Origin of the sequence: Streptomyces sp. NPDC005648, assembly GCF_040605395.1 — a bacterium.
Classification (GTDB): domain Bacteria; phylum Actinomycetota; class Actinomycetes; order Streptomycetales; family Streptomycetaceae; genus Streptomyces.
In genome coordinates, this window is the sequence record NZ_JBEXCS010000140.1 from 1 (window position 1) to 17,724 (window position 17,724).

Below are 17,724 nucleotides of genomic sequence, written 5' to 3' on the forward strand. Positions count from 1 at the left end.
GCCGAGTACTTCGCGTCCGTCTACCCCCGCTTCGACGAGTTCACCGCCCTGCGGGACCGCCTCGACCCGGACCGGCGTTTCCAGAACGACTATCTACGGCGGGCGTTCCGCATTTCTCTCAGGCCGACGGTGCCGAATGCCCCGCCCGTGTCGCGTCGGCGCCCCAGCTGGCCAGCAGCCGCAGCGCCTCCGCCGTGGGAGAGCCCGGTTCCGCGTGATAGAGGACCAGTGCCTGGTCCGTGCCGTCCGTCAGCGGGAACGACTCGTAGTTCAGGGCCAGTTCACCCACCAGGGGGTGCCGCAGCGCCTTGACGCCGTGACTCTTCTCCTTGACGTCGTGGGTGGCCCACAGCCGTCTGAACTCCTCGCTCTTGACGGAGAGTTCACCGACCAGCGACGACAGCCGGGGATCGTCCGGATAGCACCCCGCCTGCATCCGCAGCAGCGCGACGATGTCGGACGCCTTCTCCTCCCACGCCACGAACAGGTCGCGGTAGGCGGGGTTCAGGAACACCAGCCGAGCCCAGTTCCGCTCCTGCGGCGCCAGCTCACCCCAGTCGCCGAACACGGCCGCGGCCATCCGGTTCCAGGCGAGGATGTCCGCGTACCGCCCCCCGATGTACGCCGGTACCGAGTCCATCGTGTCCAGCAGCTGGAGCAGCGACCCCCGCACCTGCTGCGCCCGGGCCACCGCCTTCTTCTTGTGCTGCTTCGGCTTCGCGAGATGGGTGAGATGCGCGTGCTCGGCGTCCGTCAGCCGCAGCGCCCGCGCGATGGAGTCCAGGACCTCCGCCGACACATTGCGCCCGTTGCCCTGTTCCAGCCGGGTGTAGTACGCCACGGACACCCCGGCGAGCTGCGCCAGCTCCTCGCGTCGCAGCCCGGGCACCCTGCGGTGCCGTCCGAAGTCCGGCAGCCCCACGTCCTCCGGCTTCAGCCGCGCCCTCCGGGTGCGCAGGAACTCGCTCAGCTCGGCGCGCCGGTCCAGGGCACCACCGGCCGGTCCTGCGGGCCCCTGCACGGGATCGGGCTGTTCATCCATACGTCCAGTATTCACGGTCGTACGTCCACGAGCCTGACCCCGTCAGTGATAGGCACAGCAGACGTACGCAGAGGTGGGGGCTGGGTGGCCCCTTGTCCCGTACGGCATGCTGATCTCCGTGCCCGGACGAACGTGAAGAAGGCAGCCGGGCGCGGACCCCGCTAGGAGACCCCCGGCATGACCACCGTTGCCGCATACGCCGCCCCCGCGGCCAAGGCTCCCCTGGAGCGCACCACCATCGAGCGCCGCGAGGTCGGCGAGTTCGACGTCCTGATCGACATCAAGTTCGCCGGTATCTGCCACTCCGACATCCACCAGGCCCAGGAGGGCTGGGGCCAGGCGATCTTCCCGATGGTCCCGGGCCACGAGATCGCGGGTGTCGTCGAGGCCGTCGGCTCCGGCGTCACCAGGTTCAAGGTCGGCGACCGTGTCGGCGTCGGCTGCATGGTCGACTCCTGCCGTGAGTGCGAGAACTGCAAGGCCGGCCAGGAGCAGCACTGCACCGGCGGCAACGTCGGCACGTACAACTCCATCGGCAAGGACGGCGAGCCCACCTACGGCGGCTACTCCGAGAAGGTCGTCGTCGACGAGAACTTCACCGTCCGCATCCCCGACGGCCTCTCCCTCGACGTGGCCGCTCCGCTGCTCTGCGCGGGCATCACCACGTACTCCCCGCTCAAGCGCTGGGGTGCCGGCCCCGGCAAGAAGGTCGCCGTGATCGGTCTGGGCGGCCTCGGCCACATGGGCGTCAAGATCGCGCACGCGCTGGGTGCCGAGGTCACGGTCCTCTCCCAGTCCCTGCGCAAGAAGGACGACGGCCTGAAGCTGGGCGCCGACCACTACTACGCGACCAGCGACGAGAAGACCTTCCAGGAGCTGGCGGGCACCTTCGACGTCATCCTCTCCACGGTCTCGGCACCGCTCGACTTCGGCGCGTACCTGAGCCTGCTGAAGACCGGCGGCGCGCTGGTGAACGTGGGCGCCCCCGAGGAGCCCGTCTCGCTGAACCTGTTCTCCCTCATCGGCGGCAACAAGACCCTGGCCGGTTCGGCGATCGGCGGCATCGCTGAGACCCAGGAGATGCTCGACTTCTGCGCCGAGCACGCCCTGGGCGCCGAGATCGAGCTGATCCGCGCGGACGAGATCAACGAGGCGTACGAGCGGGTCGTGAACTCGGACGTGCGGTACCGCTTCGTGATCGACACGGCGACGATCTGACGCCGCCCCCCTGACCGAGGGCCCCGGAGCCGCACTGCTCCGGGGCCCTCAGCGGGTGCGGTGGCAGGGGAGCCGGCGCTCTCCCGTCCCCCTCAGGCCCGCAGTCCCTTGAGGCCGTCGTAGGCGGACATGACCAGCTCCATGCCCCGGGTGTCCTCGGCGGGTTCGCGCATCTGGTTGGTCACGTACGCCACGACCATCCGCGCCTCCGGCTCGATCATCAGGAGGGAGCCGCCCCAGCCGCCCCAGCCGACGGTGGAGCCGAACAGCCCGTAGCCGAGCCCCCAGCGCACGGGCATGCCCAGCACACGGTCCTCGCCGCTGAACTGCTCCACCCAGGCCCGCTCGCACCCGGCCGGCGACAGCAGCCGTACGCCGTCCAGGGTCCCGCCGCAGGCCATCACCGACTGGACCAGGGCTACCGAGCGCGCGTTGCCGAAACCGCCGGCCGCCGGGATCTGCGCCCGCCGCCAGGCGACGCTGTTGCCGTCGCGGACCCGGAACGCGGTGCCGGCGGAGGGGGCCGTCCTGGCCGGCGCACTCGCCGTGTACTCCTCGTCGTGCCCCGGCGGCGGCACCGAGAGCGCCACCCGGTGGTCGTGCTCGGGGGCCAGCCCGATGTGGAAGTCGGCGCCGAGCGGCCCGGCGATCTCCTCGGCGAAGAACTCCCCGACGCTGCGCCCGCTGACCCGCCACACCACCTCGCCCACCAGGAACCCCTGGGTGAGCGAGTGGTATCCGGCCGCGGTCCCCGGCTCCCACTGCGGCCTCGCCGCGACGAGCCGCGCCGTGGCGGCCGCCCAGTCGTAGGCCTCCTCCACCGGACCGTCCCAGTCGGGCAGCCCGGCGGTGTGCGACAGCAGATGCCGTACGAGCACCCTCTCCTTGCCGGCCGCGGCGAACTCGGGCCAGTACCGGGCGACGGGCGCGTCCAGGTCGAGCTCTCCCCGGTCGACCAGCACCAGCGCGCACAGGGCCGTCATCGTCTTCGTCACGGAGTAGACACCGACGAGGGTGTCCCGCTCCCACGGCACGGTCCGCCCGGCGTCGGCGAACCCGCCCCACACGTCCACGACGGGCTGCCCGTCGACAAAGACCGCCACCGCCCCACCGACGTCCCCTCCGTCCAGCAACTGGGCCAGCGCGCTGGGCACCGCGGTGAACAGGTCGTCGTACGAGCCCTGGATGTCAGCCATGAGTGGCATTAGCCCGCACCGGGCGGGCGGGGGGCAACCGAATTAGTGGGTGGGGCGGCCCGACGCGCCGGGCATGCGTGCGCAGTACGAACAACTCGAACGGCTCACGGAGCTGATCCCTGTTGTGCGGGCGGCCGAGAAGGGGGCGCCCGGATCCCCGCGGCCCATCGCGCCTGTACTCCGAGGGGCGTTCCCGTTTGGCCGTCCGGCTCATTGCCCGGACGAGTCCGGATGCGCGGAGCCCTGCGGGGCGTTTCGCTGGTCTTTGGCGGTCAGCGGACAAAGGAATGGGTGAACAGATCGTGAGAATCACAGGGATCCCGATGTCCGGTGGGAGCGCGCTCGCTGCGCCCATCGATCTGAACGGGACCGGGCGCTATGTGCACTGGGGCGTCATCCAGTTGTCCGTCGCGAACCTCGTGGTCATCGGCTTGATGGTGGTTGTCTTCGTCGCTGCCCTGCTGTTGCCCTTCCCCAGAGGTCGCAGATGAGCGGCCGGAGTGAGGGCGGCGCGAGAGCGGAGCCGTACGAGAGCGAGTCCGCCGGGAGAGGCTGGACCGGAGCGGTCCGGCGAAGGGCGGTCACGGCCCTGCCCCCGGACAAGTTGCTGCCGGACACCCAGCCGGCGTACATGGCCTCGTGGATCTACGTCTTCGGCGTGCTCACTGTCGCCTCGCTGATCGTGGTGCTCGCCACCGGCGGGGTGCTCGCGTTGAAGGGGCCCGCGTGGTGGCACGTCTCCGGGACCGGGAAGTACGTGAACAGCCTGCACCTGTGGAGTGTCGAGCTGTTCATGTTCTTCATGGTCATCCACCTGTGGGGCAAGTTCTTCATGGCCGCCTGGCGCGGCCGGCGGGCGCTGACATGGGTCACCGGCGCGGTGTGCTTCCTCACCTCGATCGGCACGGCCTTCACCGGCTACCTGGTTCAGCAGAACTTCGACTCGCAGTGGATCGCCGGGCAGGCCAAGGACGGGCTCAACTCGGTCGGCATCGGCGCGTTCTTCAATGTGCTGGACTTCGGGCAGATGCTGATGTGGCACATCGTGCTGCTCCCGTTCGTCCTCGGTCTGCTGACCGCCTGGCACATCCTGCTGGTCCGGTTGCGTGGCATCGTGCCACCCATCGGGGTGACTGTTCCCGCGAAGAGCAGCGCGGCCTCCTCGCCCTCGCCGGGGGGAGCCGCGCAATGAGCCGACAACACCGGAGGTCCTCAGTACCGGACCCAGCCGCCTTCCCCACCCGGCCGTACGACCTGGTCAAGGAGTTCACCGTCGCCTTGGTGGTGGTGGGGCTCCTCACCGTTGTCCTGGCCGCGGTCTTCTCGTCACCCGACGTCAAGCCGGTGACCCTGGCCTCCTGGTCGCGGGCGGCCGACACGGACTTCACGGCAACGGCCGTGGCGGAACTCGGCGGCACCAGCGGAACGGCTGAGTACGGGCCGCCGTACAACCACACGCCCGGTGCGGCGCAGAAACTCGGCCCGGTCGGTCTGCAGAGCGCCGCAGGAGTCCGCATCCCGGTGGACACCGCCGAGGACTTCGTGCTTCGCCCCCTGGCCAACGCTCCTGAACCGCCTGCCGTCAGAAGGGCCCTCGCAACCTGGGCCGCGGCTCCGGCCTCCCGGCAACAGGCATGGACCAAGGCCTACTCCGACGCACTGGCCAAGTCGCCCGGCGGCAACCCCGTCAAGGTCGCCAAAGGCGACTACGGCCCGGTGCCCGTCCTCACCGCACGCCTTCTCGAACTGGCCGGATCGGGTGCCCTGGACGGGCAATTGCAGGCGGACGGCAGGTTCTACCAGACGGATTACACCCTCCCTCTGCTGTTCCTCTCCGACGGTGCCTACCTGGAATCGCTGGCCCGTGCCGAGCACCTGGGCGGTGACCAGTGGGGCATGATGAACGAGACCGGAAACTACCCGGGCCAGGCGTGGCTGTGGCTCTACACGTTCTGGTACCAGATCGAACCGTTCAAGTCGTCCGGTAACGCTGACGCCCTGATCTGGGGCCTGATGGCGCTGCTCAGCCTGGGGCTGATGCTGATCCCCTTCATCCCGGGCGTGCGGTCCATCCCGCGCTGGACACGAGTGCACCGCTTGATCTGGCGCTCGTACCACCGTGATCAGGAAGGTGCGGTGAGGCCCAAGCAGCCGGGAGGCTGAGGGCCGATGGCGGTGCACGTCGCCATGAGTTGCCATGAGCTGCGATTTCGGGGGAGTACGCCTGGCTTCCACGGCGTACGGCGTGGGGGCGGCCGGTTCGGACAGCCAGTGGCTTTCGACCGTGTGGAATCGCCAGGACCCCTCGTGCGTTGAGGGCGGTGGGCACAAGTGCCGGTGGTGGGTGAGCCGGACGGCCCGAGGGATCGAGCTGACAGATGTGGAGGGCCGTGATGGCTGCGCAGACGCAGAGGGCCGTGCTGGCGGGCGGATGCTTCTGGGGGATGGAGGAGCTGATCCGCCGACTCCCGGGTGTGACGGCGACCCGGGTCGGTTACACGGGGGGTGATGTGCCCAACGCGACGTACCGCAACCACGGGACGCACGCGGAGGCCATCGAGATCCTCTACGACCCCGAGAAGACCGACTACCGCGCGCTCCTGGAGTTCTTCTTCCAGATCCACGACCCGAGCACCAAGAACCGCCAGGGCAACGACATCGGCCTCAGCTACCGCTCGGCGATCTACTACGTGGACGACGAGCAGAAGCGGATCGCGGAGGACACCATCGCGGACGTGGACGCCTCCGGGCTGTGGCCCGGCAAGGTCGTCACCGAGGTAGAGCCGGTCGGCCCCTTCTGGGAGGCCGAGCCCGAGCACCAGGACTATCTGCAGCGCTACCCGAACGGCTACACCTGCCACTTCCCGCGCCCGGGATGGCGGCTGCCCGCTCGCACGGAGGGCTGACCGGCCCACCGCGCCCCTCAGCCCCCGCTCAGTGCGGCAGCGTCGCCGGGCTGCCGCCGTTGGCCTCGTACCCCCCGACCGCCAGGGCGCGGTAGACCGCGAACTCGGCGGCGGGGTCGGCCGAGAGGGTCCAGGGAAGGGCCCCCACATGGCCGTCGATGTGTATGAGCTGGTTCATGGCCTCCGCCCAGCGCTCGGAGCGGACCAGGAAGAAGACCAGCAGATGGCGTACGTGCGCCAGCATCGGGTCGTCCGGGCGCGCCGAGTGCACCGCGTGCAGCGCGCCGTGGATCGCCTTGGTCACGACCTCGCTCTGGTAGAAGCCACGGACCAGGTTCACCTCGGGAAGGTGCTCGAAGACCGCGAACAGCGGCATCGCGGCGAGCAGGGAGCCCTGCGGCGCGCGGGCGGCCGCCGCCTCCGCGAAGGAGTACGCCAGCTCGCGCGAGCCGTGCCACTTCTCGCACCAGTAGTGCAGCGCGGCGAGATGCGCGCCCATGTGGGAGGGCGCGCGGTCGAGGATCTTCAGCCAGAGCTGCTCGAACTCCGGCCGGGAGTAGCCGAGGCCGCGCGCCACCGAGAGCTCGACGATGTACGGCACCGGGTCGCCCGGCGCGAGCAGCGCCGCGTCGCCGCAGGCCGTCCTCGCCTCCTCCATGATGATCCGGAACTCGTCCGTGCCCGGCGTCGACGTCCGCCACGCCTGCTGCACCAGGAACTCGGCGTGCACCGCCGCGCCGCCCGCGTCCTTGGCCTGTTCGGCCCGCCACACCCGCAGCCACTGTCCGCCCGGCGTCTCGCTGACACCGCCCGGCCGCCGGCTCAGCTCCAGGGACGCGGCGCCCGCGAAGGCCTGCACGCGCTGCCAGCGCGGCTCGCCCTCCGCCTCGGTGCCCGCCAGCAGCTGCGAGGCCGCGCGGTAGTCCTGGGTGCGCTGCACCAGGTCCAGGACGTCCAGCAGGTCGTGGTCGGGGCCGGGCATACGGACGTCCAGCTCCTCCTCCCGCACGAAGCCGTAGTTCGCGGGGTCGGCCGCGTCCGGGTGGCCGGCCGGGACCTGCTCGATCATGCCCCGGCGCCGCCGCATGACCGGGAGCAGCACGAAGCCCAGCATGACGACCGCGATCAGGACCCAGAGAAATTCCATGCCCCAAGGGTTCCAGACGCCTGTGACAATTGGCGAATGGCGTCGGCGGCCCTGTGGAAAACTCCCCGCGGCCGCTTCGGAAGCGCTTTCGCACCGAGGAAGAACCGAGGGAAAACCCGGCCGTACGGCATCCCGCGCCCCGCCGTCCGACACCCGGCCCGCGAGCGCACTACCCTCGGTGCCCATGAGCGACAGGCACATCAGTCAGCACTTCGAGACCCTCGCGATCCACGCGGGCAACACCGCCGATCCCCTCACCGGCGCGGTCGTCCCGCCGATCTACCAGGTCTCGACCTACAAGCAGGACGGCGTCGGCGGCCTGCGTGGCGGCTACGAGTACAGCCGTAGCGCCAACCCCACCAGGACCGCCCTGGAGGAGAACCTCGCCGCCCTCGAGGGCGGTCGTCGCGGGCTCGCGTTCGCGTCCGGACTGGCGGCCGAGGACTGCCTGTTGCGTACGCTGCTCAGCCCCGGCGACCACGTGGTCATCCCCAACGACGCGTACGGCGGCACGTTCCGCCTGTTCGCCAAGGTCGTCGCCCGGTGGGGGGTGGAGTGGTCGGTCGCCGACACCAGCGACCCCGCCGCCGTACGGGCCGCCATCACCCCGAAGACCAAGGCCGTGTGGGTGGAGACCCCCTCCAACCCGCTGCTCGGCATCACCGACATCGCCGCCCTCGCGCACATCGCCCGGGACGCGGGCGCCAAGCTGGTCGTCGACAACACCTTCGCCACGCCGTACCTGCAGCAGCCGCTGGCTCTCGGCGCGGACGTCGTCGTGCACTCCCTGACCAAGTACATGGGCGGTCACTCGGACGTCGTCGGCGGGGCCCTGGTCGTCGCCGACGAGGCGCTGGGCGAGGAGCTGGCGTACCACCAGAACGCGATGGGCGCGGTCGCCGGGCCCTTCGACTCGTGGCTGGTGCTGCGCGGCGCCAAGACGCTCTCGGTGCGCATGGACCGGCACAGCGAGAACGCCACCAAGGTCGCAGACATGCTCACCCGGCACGCGCGCGTGACCCGGGTGCTGTACCCGGGCCTGGAGGACCACCCCGGTCACGAGGTCGCCGCCAAGCAGATGCGGGCCTTCGGCGGCATGGTGTCGTTCCGGGTCGCCGGCGGCGAGGAGGCGGCCGTCGAGGTCTGCAACCGCGCCAAGGTGTTCACGCTCGGCGAGTCCCTGGGCGGCGTCGAGTCCCTGATCGAGCACCCGGGACGCATGACGCACGCGTCCGTGGCCGGCTCGGCCCTCGAGGTGCCCGCCGACCTGGTCCGTCTCTCCGTCGGCATCGAGAACGTCGACGACCTCCTGGAGGACCTGCAACAGGCGCTCGGCTAGCCGACCGCTCACATCGGCTCGACCGGCCGATCCGCTCACCAGCCCGTCGTGTACGGGGGAGTCGTCTGCGAGGGCGGCTCCACCCACGGCTGGGCCACCAGCGCCCACACCAGGAACGCCAGGGTCCCGGCGCACACCGCCAGCCACAGCAGCCGCCGCGCGACCCGCCTGCGCCGCAGCATCCGGGCCCCGCGGCGCATGACGTCCGCATACAGCTCCGGCGGCACGGCGGGCATCTCCCGCTCCATGATCCGCCGCGCGGCGGCCTCCCGCTCGGGCCGGTTCATCCGCTCCTCCCGCAGCCGTGCCACGTCATGACGGCGCCACCTTCGCCCCCACCACCGACGGAGCGGGCTTCTTGGGCGGATGCAGCAGCGTCGCCGTGGCGCGGTCGCAGATCGTGTGGACGCGTTCCACCGGCAGGCCGAGGAGTGCCGCCGTCTGCTCCTCGGCGACCCCCTCGTACAGCCTGAGGACCAGGATCAGGCGCTCCTGCGGTGTCAGGCCGGACAGGGCGCTGCCGGGGTGCGGGCGGCCCCGGCCGAAGGCGCCGTACTGGTGCCAGGCCGAGCGGGCGAAGCGGGTGGCCAGACACTGCCGGGCGCGGTCGTACGGGTCCTCCCCGCGCAGCCGGTCCCAGCACGCGTACGTGTGCCCGAGGGCGTGCGTCAGCAGTCGCCGCGCACGGGGGTTGTCGTGCGGGGACTCCGCGGTGAGCAGCGTCGCGGCATGCAGCAGCCGCCCTGCCGCGCCCGCGACGAACGCCTCGAACTCCCGGGCCCGGCGGGCACCTTGGGACGCCTGCCGTTGTCGCACCGCGCCTCCCGCCTGACGCGACCCTGATGAGAGACCGGACCCGGCCGCGTACGGCATCCGGAACCGTGTGCGAACAGGGCCCGATCTCATATGAGGCCAGGGGTGGGCTTTCGGTCAAGAGCCGGGCGGCATGCACGCGCGCGTGAGGGTTCCCCCGCCGCACGGGCGCGTACGGCATGCCCGCGACCCACATGCCCGCGACCTGGATGCCCGCGACCTATATGCCTACGACGACGCCTCGGGGGCCGGTACCCCCTGGACCGACATCCGGTCGGACAGCGCGGTGTTGAAGCGCGTGAGGAGCGTGCAGAACGTCTCGCGCTCCTCCGGCGCCCAGTCGTGTGTCAGCTCGGCCATCAACTGACGCCTGGAGGAGCGCACTTCCTCCAGCCGCGCCTGGCCGCGCGGGGAGAGCTGGAGCACCACCGCCCGCCCGTCCTCGGGGTGCGAGGTGCGCTTGACGAGGCCCGTGTCGACGAGCGGGGCCACCTGCCGGGTGACCGTCGACGAGTCGATGCCCATGCTGGCCGCGAGCGCCTTGACGCCCATCGGGCCTTCCTTGTCGAGGCGGTTGAGCAGCAGGTATGCGGCGCGGTCCATGGAGTTGCGCACCTGCCCGACCCCGCCGAGCCGGGTCTGTTCGGCACGGCGGGCGAAGACCGCCACCTCGTGCTGCAGCGTGTCGAGGAGACCGCTGTCACCGACGGTCGTCATGTCCATCGACATTTCGGGTGTTGTGGGCATGGCCGGAGGCTCGCTTCATGAAAGTGGTCTGAATGGGTCTGGAATGGGGGACAGAGTACGCGGCCGGGAGGCGGGCCGTACCGGCGCTGCGCAAACCAGTCTCGGACGTTGGTCACACCGGTCGCACGCCTCTGTGAACTGCGATGCTTGAGTCATGAGCTACAGCACGGCTGACTCCTTGCGGCCCGTCACCCTCGACGACGTGCGGGGCGCCCAGAAGATGCTCTCGGGCGTGGCGCGGGTGACCGCGATGGAGGGCAGCAGGCATCTGTCCCAGCTGGTCGGCGCGCCGGTGCACCTCAAGTGCGAGAACCTCCAGCGCACGGGGTCCTTCAAGCTGCGCGGCGCCTACGTCAGGATCGCCGGACTGCTGCCCGAGGAGCGGGCGGCCGGCGTCGTCGCGGCGAGCGCCGGCAACCACGCGCAGGGCGTCGCCCTCGCGTCCTCGCTGCTCGGTGTGCGGGCCACGGTGTTCATGCCGATGGGCGCCCCGCTGCCGAAGATCAGCGCCACCCGGGAGTACGGCGCCGAGGTGCGCCTGCACGGCCAGGTGGTCGACGAGACACTGGCCGCCGCCCAGGCGTACGCGGACGAGACGGGCGCGGTGTTCATCCACCCCTTCGACCATCCCGACGTCATCGCGGGCCAGGGCACGGTCGGGCTGGAGATCCTGGAGCAGTGCCCCGAGGTGCGCACCGTGGTCGTCGGCATCGGCGGCGGCGGCCTCGCGGCGGGGATCGCGGTCGCGGTGAAGGCGCTGCGCCCCGATGTGCGGATCGTCGGTGTGCAGGCGGCGGGCGCCGCGGCGTACCCGCCCTCGCTGGCCGCCGGGCGCCCCACGTCGATCGAGCTCCCGGCGACGATGGCCGACGGCATCAAGGTCGGGCGGCCGGGCGAGGTGCCGTTCGGGATCATCGCCGAGCTGGTGGACGAGGTCCGCACGGTCACCGAGGACGAGCTGTCGACCGCGCTGCTGCTGTGCCTGGAGCGGGCGAAGCTGGTCGTCGAACCGGCCGGCGCCAGCCCGGTCGCGGCGCTGCTGAGCGATCCGTCGGCCTTCGAGGGCCCGGTCGTGGCGGTGCTCTCCGGCGGCAACGTCGATCCGGTGCTGATGCAGCGCCTGCTGCGGCACGGCATGGCCGCGCAGGGCCGCTACCTGGCGGTACGGCTGCGGCTCACGGACCGGCCGGGGGCGCTCGCCACGCTTCTCGGGGCGTTGTCAGTGGTGGACGCTAACGTCCTCGACGTGAGCCATGTACGGACCGATCCACGGCTCGGGCTCACGGAGGCGGAGGTCGAGCTGCACCTCGAGACGAAGGGGCCGGAGCACTGCGCCGAGGTCGGCCGAGCCCTCCGCGAGGCGGGGTACACGGTCATCGGCTGAGGCGGGGCGGCACTGGGTCACTCGTTCGGGGAAATCCATTGAGAGACGCGATACATCGCGTTATGGTGTGTCGCAGTCGCCGATCCGCCATGGAGTTCCGTCATCCATCGGGCGGAGCAAATCGCACAAATCCAGGCTTTCCGAAGAATTCCCGACGACGTGGAGACTCATATGCCAGGCGCCATCTATGCCGAAGGTCTGGTGAAGACCTTCGGCGACGTAAGGGCTCTGGACGGCGTCGACCTCGATGTCCCCGAGGGCACCGTCCTGGGCCTGCTCGGGCCGAACGGCGCGGGCAAGACCACCACTGTCCGCTGTCTGACCACCCTGCTGCAACCGGATAGCGGCAAGGCCGTCGTCGCCGGCCTCGACGTGCTCAAGCAGCCGAACGAAGTGCGCCGCTCCATCGGCCTGTCCGGCCAGTTCGCCGCGGTCGACGAGTATCTGACCGGCCGCGAGAACCTCCAGATGGTCGGCCGCCTCTACCAGATGAGGGCCAAGGCGGCCAAGGCGCGCGCCGAGGAACTGCTCGCCCAGTTCGACCTCACGGACGCGGCCGACCGCACCGCGAAGACCTACTCCGGAGGCATGCGCCGTCGGCTCGACCTCGCCGCCGCCCTGGTGGTCTCGCCGCCCGTGATGTTCATGGACGAGCCGACGACCGGCCTCGACCCGCGCAACCGCCAGCTGCTGTGGGAGGTCATCAAACAGCTCGTCTCCGGCGGTACGACCCTGCTGCTGACCACCCAGTACCTGGAGGAGGCCGACCACCTCGCCCATGACATCGCGGTCGTCGACCACGGCCGGGTGATCGCCCGCGGCACCTCCGACCAGCTCAAGGCCCGCACCGGCGGCGAGCGCGTCGAGGTCGTGGTGCACGAGCGCGAGCACATCGCCACCGCCCGCGAGGTCCTCGCCGGCTTCGGCAAGGGCGAGCTCACCGTCGAGGAGCACACCCGCAAGCTCACCGTTCCGGTCACCGGCGGCGCCAAGCTGCTGGCCGAGGTCATCCGCGAACTGGACGTCCGCGGTATCGAGATCGACGACATCGGCCTGCGCCGCCCCACCCTCGACGACGTCTTCCTCTCCCTGACGGGACATGTGGCCGAGGAGAAACGCGAGGAGACCGACGAGCCGGCGCAAGCGCCCGCCCAGGACCGCAAGCAGAAGAAGGAGGCCGCCAAGTGAGCGCCGTCACCGACGCCGTACGGGTCGCGCCGACCGGCAACCCCGTCAGCCAGTCCTTCCGGGACTCGATGGTCGTCGCCCAGCGCAATCTGATCAGGATGTCCCGAATTCCTGAAATGATCATCTACGGGCTGATCCAGCCCATCATGTTCGTGGTGCTGTTCACCTATGTCTTCGGCGGTTCCATGCAGATCGGCGGCAGCACCAGCGCCACCGACTACAAGAACTTCCTGATGGCCGGCATCTTCGCGCAGACCGTCACCTTCGCCACCGCCAGCTCCGGCGCGGGCATCGCCGACGACATGCACAAGGGCCTCATCGACCGCTTCCGCTCGCTTCCCATGGCGCGCGGCGCGGTGCTCACCGGGCGCACGCTCGCGGACCTGGTGCAGACGGCGCTGACCCTGGTCGTCCTCGCGGTGGTCGCGCTGCTGGTCGGCTGGCGCGTCGGGTCGAACGGCGACACCAACGCGGCGAAGGTCGTCGCTGCCTTCGGACTGCTGCTTCTGCTCGGATACGCGTTCACCTGGATCGGCGCCCTGATCGGGATGTCCGTGCGCACCCCGGAGGCGGCGACCTCCAGCGGGCTGATCTGGCTGTTCCCGGTGACGTTCATCTCGAACGCGTTCGTGGACACCAGCCATATGACCCCGTGGCTGCGCCATATCGCCGAGTGGAACCCCTTCAGTGCCACCGTGCAGGCGGCCCGGGTGCTGTTCGCCAACCCGGGCCAGTCGCAGTCCGACGCCTGGCCCATGCAGCACCCGGTGTGGGCCTCGCTGATCTACTCGATCCTGATCGTCGTGGTCTTCCGGACCCTGGCGGTCCGCAAGTACCGCTCGGCCACGGCATGACCGGGATATGACGACGCCCCCGGTGTCATCGGACGCCGGGGGCTCGCCGAGCAGGGGCGCGCTGGAGGTCAGCCGTTGTAGGGCTCGGCCTTGAGGATCTTCACGGAGGCCTTCTTGCCGTTCGGCAGCTCGTACTCCGCGTCCTCGCCCACCTTGTGGCCGATCACGCCGGAGCCCAGCGGCGACTGCGGCGAGTAGGTCTCGATGGCGGCGCTCGCGTACTCGCGCGAGGCGAGCAGGAAGGTCAGGGTGTCGTCCTCGTCGCCGTCGAAGGCGATCGTCACGACCATGCCGGGCGCCACGGCGCCGTCCGCCGACGCCGGGGCCTCGCCGACCTTGGCGTTCTCCAGGAGCTGGGTCAGCTGGCGCACACGGAGCTCCTGCTTGCCCTGCTCCTCCTTGGCCGCGTGGTACCCGCCGTTCTCGCGCAGGTCGCCCTCCTCGCGCGCGGCCGCGATCTTGGCGACGACCTCCGTGCGCGCAGGACCAGACAGGTACTCCAGCTCGGCCTTGAGCTGGTTGTACGCCTCCTGGGTAAGCCAGGTGACGTTCTCACTGGTCTGGGTCACAGGTGCTCCTCGTAGGTACTGGGAATACAAAGCATCGCCCTACCCAGAAGAATGTTCCTTCACGGATGGGCGAAACCACGAGCCTAACAATTCAGCGGCCCAAGGGGGAGGACATAAGCCCTCAGAATTACATCGACGCAGGTCAGTGCGGATGTATCGAGGGTGATGTCAGTCGGCGTGGCAGCCGAGCAGCTCGGCCGTGGTGCCCGGGGCCGTCGTACGGAGCGTGACGACCCTGTCGATGCGGGTGGCCCTGCCGTCGAAGCGGAAGTCGGCCCGCCCCACCTCGGACTGGTCGGCCGCCTGGGAGCGCACGGTGCAGTAGCCGGAGGTGCCGGAGTCCTTGCGGACCTCGAGATGGATCGAGACGGAGTCCTTGTGCGGCTCGAACGTGATCACCTCGCCGCTGATCTTGTTCTCGCCGACGTAGTGGTAGGCGAAATAGCCGACCAGGGCGAGCAGCAGGGCACCGAGCACGGCGCCGACGATTCTGAGTCTGTGGTCGGCGCGCTCGTCCGAGGAACGGCCGTAGCGGCCCTCGGGCAGCTGAGTGCTCGCCGTACTCATGATCGTCCTCTCGGCAGGGGGCTCCGGAATCCGGACCCCGGAATTATTCGCCTCCCGATTCGGTCACTATAGAAGCCGCCGATCGCCCCCCAAGTCACCGGGGCGCCGACTTACCAAGGATTGAGTCTTGACTGACCAGCTGCGACTGATGGCCGTCCACGCCCACCCCGACGACGAGTCGAGCAAGGGCGCGGCCACCATGGCGAAGTACGTGTCCGAGGGGGTGGACGTGCTGGTCGTGACCTGCACGGGCGGGGAGCGCGGCTCCATCCTCAATCCCAAGCTGCAGGGCGACAAGTACATCGAGGAGCACATCCACGAGGTACGCAAGAAGGAGATGGACGAGGCCCGCGAGATCCTCGGGATCAAGCAGGAGTGGCTCGGCTTCGTCGACTCCGGTCTGCCCGAGGGCGACCCGCTGCCGCCGCTGCCCGAGGGCTGCTTCGCCCTGGAGGACGTCGACAGGGCGGCCGGTGAGCTGGTGAAGCAGATCCGCTCGTTCCGCCCCCAGGTGATCACCACCTACGACGAGAACGGCGGCTATCCGCACCCCGACCACATCATGACCCACAAGATCTCGATGGTCGCCTTCGAGGGTGCCGCCGACACCGGGAAGTACCCGGAGGAGGAGTTCGGCCCCGCCTACCAGCCGCAGAAGCTCTACTACAACCAGGGCTTCAACCGCCCGCGCACCGAGGCGCTGCACAACGCCCTGCTGGAGCGGGGCATGGAGTCGCCGTACGGGGACTGGCTCAAGCGCTGGGCGGAGTTCGAGCGCGCCGAGCGCACGCTGACCACGCACATCCCGTGCGCGGAGTTCTTCGAGATCCGTGACAAGGCGCTGATCGCCCACGCCACGCAGATCGACCCCGACGGCGGCTGGTTCAAGGTCCCGATGGAGATCCAGAAGGAGGTCTGGCCGACGGAGGAGTACGAGCTCGCGAAGTCGCTCGTCGATACCGCCCTCCCCGAGGACGACCTCTTTGCGGGCATCCGCGACAATGCCTGACATGAGCGCAAGCGTGAGCCTGGCAATGACGCACCTCGTCCCCCTCGCCAAGGAGGTCGACGAGAACAAGGTCACCCCCGGCGTCCTCGGATTCATCGTCTTCGCGGTGATGGCCCTGGCGATCTGGGGGCTGATGAAGTCCATGAGCAAGCACATGGGCAAGGTCGATTTCGCTGAGACGGAGAAAGCTGAGGTCAGCGCTCCGGCCAGGGCGAATGCGCCGTCAGGCTCCGAGACCCGCCAGTCCGAGAATGGCGACTAGGTAGAGATAACTAGAGATTTCTAGTGGCCCGTCTGGGCTTCTCGGTAAGATCATCTCCCATTTTTCTCCCATGGGAAACCTCCCCGCGTGGGGCGGCTGGCGCGCTTCGGATCGCGGGTGCCGACCGCCCCGCCCGGTCGTGACCTTCGCTGGTGGCCGCTCCCGAACCTTCGCTCTGGGGTGGTGTGTGCGTCCGAGAACCTGGACACTGTCGGCGGACAGGCGAGGACGCGCAGAGTGGGAGGTGATCGCCGTGGCATCTCACGCCGACGGGCGGCGCATGGATCTTTCCGACCTTGTGCGCCGACGCAAGGAGGAACTCGGGCTCAGCTTCCGTGCGCTCGCTGCGGCCTGCGTCGACCCGCAGCAGAAAGAGCTCGGGCCGCTCTGGGGGCGCACCACGCTCGACACCCTGTCCCAGGGCGGCAAGGTCAAGCCCCCTCTGCTCCACGAAATCCGGGCCCTGGCTCATGGTCTTCAGCTTCCCCTCGGGCTGGTGCAGGAGGCCGTCGGGAGCCAGTTCCACGGAATCGACACCGTATGGAGCGAAGAGGGCGACGTCCGCGCCCTGGTCGAGGGGTACCGCGAGATGTCCCCCGAAGATCAGGCCGAGGTGCGCGCGTTCATCGAGGCCCGGCGCACGGCTGGGCGTGGCTGAAAACTTTCCCCCTCAACTCGGTTGCTGTGCACGCCAGTTGGCCTGCGGGTAATTACTCAGTGTGTCTAACCTATTGGCCGAAAGTGACCGCTGGTGCATCATGGCACTCCGCCTGGGGGCGCCGACCATTGGTGATCCACTGCATCCCTGCTCGGCGTGAGTCGGAATGCGTGGTTGCAGGAGGCCGTATGCCGAACCACTACACAGTCGTCTACCACCTGGATGTGTTCGGGCGCATTCCGCCCGGCCAGCTCGCGCATGCTGAAGACCACGACGGCGGCTGGATGGACGTCTACCTGCACCCCGCCCACGTCGCCCCCGAGTTTGTCCGGGAACTTAATCGCGTCTTGCGCCACCACATCGGCAGCGGCTTGTGGCAGCAGTACAGGACAGATGACGGGCAAGCCCAAGAGCCGGCCCAGGGCCTGGATATCGCGCAGTCGCGATGGGAACTCGTGGACACGCTGCCTGCCGGGCGCCACCTCCTCGTGCTGGACGAGGACAAGCTCTCGGTTGTGTACATTCGCCGCAGCTCCTGCACTGAGGAGTTCATCGAAGCGAAGAACGAGATGCTGCGGCACCTCGCTGGTGACGGTCTGTGGCGCCAGTACTGGGACCAGCGCGGCTACCAGTCTGGGCCAGTCAAGGCGCCACCCTCCCTCGTCACGCCGCCGCGCCTGCCCGTGCTCGTGTAACGGCGTATGACAGCGCCCCCCGGCCCTTGAGGCCGGGGGGCGCTGCTGCTCTGCCCTGAGCCTGGGAGCCCGAGCAGTACGCGGAGGAGGACCACCGCCGCCGCGAGGCCGCCGAGTCCCGCAACCAGGG

The 17,724-nt window shown here is 69.6% G+C and carries 21 protein-coding genes and 1 pseudogene; 14 read left to right on the forward strand and 8 right to left on the reverse strand.

All coding sequences use genetic code 11. The features are described 5' to 3' along the window. A pseudogene (locus ABZT17_RS42400) lies at positions 1-102 on the forward strand (D-arabinono-1,4-lactone oxidase); the annotation flags it as partial. Between the two features lie 16 nt (positions 103-118). Here the strand turns inward: ABZT17_RS42400 and ABZT17_RS42405 are convergent. After that, positions 119-1,042, reverse strand: coding sequence for a helix-turn-helix transcriptional regulator (locus ABZT17_RS42405; protein WP_356357523.1), 924 nt, complete (start codon positions 1,040-1,042; stop codon positions 119-121). 177 nt (positions 1,043-1,219) lie between these two features. Between ABZT17_RS42405 and ABZT17_RS42410 the strand changes: the two genes are divergently transcribed. Further along, positions 1,220-2,260, forward strand: a complete 1,041-nt coding sequence (locus ABZT17_RS42410; protein ID WP_356357524.1) for an NAD(P)-dependent alcohol dehydrogenase — start codon at positions 1,220-1,222, stop codon at positions 2,258-2,260. 92 nt (positions 2,261-2,352) lie between these two features. On the opposite strand, the gene ABZT17_RS42415 is transcribed toward ABZT17_RS42410, so the two are convergent. Next, positions 2,353-3,456, reverse strand: a complete 1,104-nt coding sequence (locus tag ABZT17_RS42415; protein WP_356357525.1) for a serine hydrolase domain-containing protein — start codon at positions 3,454-3,456, stop codon at positions 2,353-2,355. 287 nt (positions 3,457-3,743) lie between these two features. Here ABZT17_RS42415 and ABZT17_RS42420 point away from each other — a divergent pair, with 287 nt between their 5' ends. The 4 genes from ABZT17_RS42420 (at position 3,744) to msrA (ending at position 6,362) form a co-directional block, all read left to right on the forward strand. Continuing rightward, complete coding sequence (locus ABZT17_RS42420) at positions 3,744-3,947, forward strand: hypothetical protein (RefSeq protein ID WP_356357526.1); 204 nt, start codon at positions 3,744-3,746, stop codon at positions 3,945-3,947. Continuing rightward, a complete protein-coding gene (locus ABZT17_RS42425; RefSeq protein ID WP_356357527.1) occupies positions 3,944-4,648 on the forward strand; it encodes a cytochrome b N-terminal domain-containing protein in 705 nt (234 codons plus the stop codon). Before ABZT17_RS42420 ends, ABZT17_RS42425 begins: the two co-directional genes overlap by 4 nt. Further along, on the forward strand, positions 4,645-5,619 hold the full coding sequence (locus ABZT17_RS42430; RefSeq protein ID WP_356357528.1) for a hypothetical protein: 975 nt from the start codon (positions 4,645-4,647) through the stop codon (positions 5,617-5,619). The genes ABZT17_RS42425 and ABZT17_RS42430 overlap by 4 nt, the downstream gene beginning before the upstream one ends. A 230-nt stretch (positions 5,620-5,849) precedes the next feature. Further along, a complete protein-coding gene (msrA, locus tag ABZT17_RS42435; RefSeq protein ID WP_356357529.1) occupies positions 5,850-6,362 on the forward strand; it encodes a peptide-methionine (S)-S-oxide reductase MsrA in 513 nt (170 codons plus the stop codon). A 28-nt stretch (positions 6,363-6,390) separates the two neighbouring features. Here msrA and ABZT17_RS42440 read toward each other — a convergent pair whose 3' ends face one another. Continuing rightward, complete coding sequence (locus tag ABZT17_RS42440) at positions 6,391-7,509, reverse strand: hypothetical protein (protein WP_356357530.1); 1,119 nt, start codon at positions 7,507-7,509, stop codon at positions 6,391-6,393. Between the two features lie 184 nt (positions 7,510-7,693). Here ABZT17_RS42440 and ABZT17_RS42445 point away from each other — a divergent pair, with 184 nt between their 5' ends. Further along, positions 7,694-8,848, forward strand: a complete 1,155-nt coding sequence (locus tag ABZT17_RS42445) for a cystathionine gamma-synthase (protein ID WP_356357531.1) — start codon at positions 7,694-7,696, stop codon at positions 8,846-8,848. 35 nt (positions 8,849-8,883) lie between these two features. Here ABZT17_RS42445 and ABZT17_RS42450 read toward each other — a convergent pair whose 3' ends face one another. From ABZT17_RS42450 to ABZT17_RS42460, 3 genes are all read right to left on the reverse strand, one after another. Beyond that, positions 8,884-9,135, reverse strand: coding sequence for a hypothetical protein (locus ABZT17_RS42450; RefSeq protein WP_356357541.1), 252 nt, complete (start codon positions 9,133-9,135; stop codon positions 8,884-8,886). 25 nt (positions 9,136-9,160) lie between these two features. Then, entirely contained in the window at positions 9,161-9,664 is a 504-nt protein-coding gene (locus tag ABZT17_RS42455) for a sigma factor-like helix-turn-helix DNA-binding protein (RefSeq protein ID WP_356357532.1), read from the reverse strand. Between the two features lie 225 nt (positions 9,665-9,889). After that, positions 9,890-10,390: a MarR family transcriptional regulator gene (locus tag ABZT17_RS42460; RefSeq protein WP_356357542.1), complete on the reverse strand. Its 501-nt coding sequence runs from the start codon at positions 10,388-10,390 to the stop codon at positions 9,890-9,892. 172 nt (positions 10,391-10,562) lie between these two features. On the opposite strand from ABZT17_RS42460, the gene ilvA reads away from it, so the two are divergent. The 3 genes from ilvA to ABZT17_RS42475 all read left to right on the forward strand — a co-directional run bounded on the left by ilvA (position 10,563) and on the right by ABZT17_RS42475 (position 13,834). Further along, positions 10,563-11,792: a threonine ammonia-lyase gene (ilvA, locus tag ABZT17_RS42465; RefSeq protein ID WP_356357533.1), complete on the forward strand. Its 1,230-nt coding sequence runs from the start codon at positions 10,563-10,565 to the stop codon at positions 11,790-11,792. Positions 11,793-11,963: 171 nt separating this feature from the next. Further along, positions 11,964-12,980, forward strand: coding sequence for an ATP-binding cassette domain-containing protein (locus tag ABZT17_RS42470; RefSeq protein WP_356357534.1), 1,017 nt, complete (start codon positions 11,964-11,966; stop codon positions 12,978-12,980). Continuing rightward, positions 12,977-13,834, forward strand: a complete 858-nt coding sequence (locus tag ABZT17_RS42475) for an ABC transporter permease (protein WP_356357535.1) — start codon at positions 12,977-12,979, stop codon at positions 13,832-13,834. The genes ABZT17_RS42470 and ABZT17_RS42475 overlap by 4 nt, the downstream gene beginning before the upstream one ends. Before the next feature lie 68 nt (positions 13,835-13,902). On the opposite strand, the gene greA is transcribed toward ABZT17_RS42475, so the two are convergent. Both greA and ABZT17_RS42485 read right to left on the reverse strand, forming a co-directional pair. Beyond that, positions 13,903-14,403, reverse strand: coding sequence for a transcription elongation factor GreA (greA, locus tag ABZT17_RS42480; RefSeq protein ID WP_356357536.1), 501 nt, complete (start codon positions 14,401-14,403; stop codon positions 13,903-13,905). A 168-nt stretch (positions 14,404-14,571) separates the two neighbouring features. After that, complete coding sequence (locus ABZT17_RS42485; RefSeq protein ID WP_356357537.1) at positions 14,572-14,970, reverse strand: DUF4307 domain-containing protein; 399 nt, start codon at positions 14,968-14,970, stop codon at positions 14,572-14,574. A gap of 148 nt (positions 14,971-15,118) precedes the next feature. Between ABZT17_RS42485 and mca the strand changes: the two genes are divergently transcribed. The 4 genes from mca to ABZT17_RS42505 all read left to right on the forward strand — a co-directional run bounded on the left by mca (position 15,119) and on the right by ABZT17_RS42505 (position 17,594). Next, the gene (gene mca, locus ABZT17_RS42490; RefSeq protein WP_356357543.1) at positions 15,119-15,979 is read left to right on the forward strand and encodes a mycothiol conjugate amidase Mca; all 861 of its coding nucleotides are present in this window, start codon (positions 15,119-15,121) and stop codon (positions 15,977-15,979) included. Further along, complete coding sequence (locus tag ABZT17_RS42495; protein ID WP_356357538.1) at positions 15,972-16,241, forward strand: hypothetical protein; 270 nt, start codon at positions 15,972-15,974, stop codon at positions 16,239-16,241. The genes mca and ABZT17_RS42495 overlap by 8 nt, the downstream gene beginning before the upstream one ends. A 253-nt stretch (positions 16,242-16,494) precedes the next feature. Beyond that, on the forward strand, positions 16,495-16,899 hold the full coding sequence (locus ABZT17_RS42500) for a hypothetical protein (protein ID WP_356357539.1): 405 nt from the start codon (positions 16,495-16,497) through the stop codon (positions 16,897-16,899). A 188-nt stretch (positions 16,900-17,087) separates the two neighbouring features. Further along, complete coding sequence (locus tag ABZT17_RS42505; protein ID WP_356357540.1) at positions 17,088-17,594, forward strand: hypothetical protein; 507 nt, start codon at positions 17,088-17,090, stop codon at positions 17,592-17,594. The last annotated feature ends 130 nt before the right edge of the window (positions 17,595-17,724 follow it).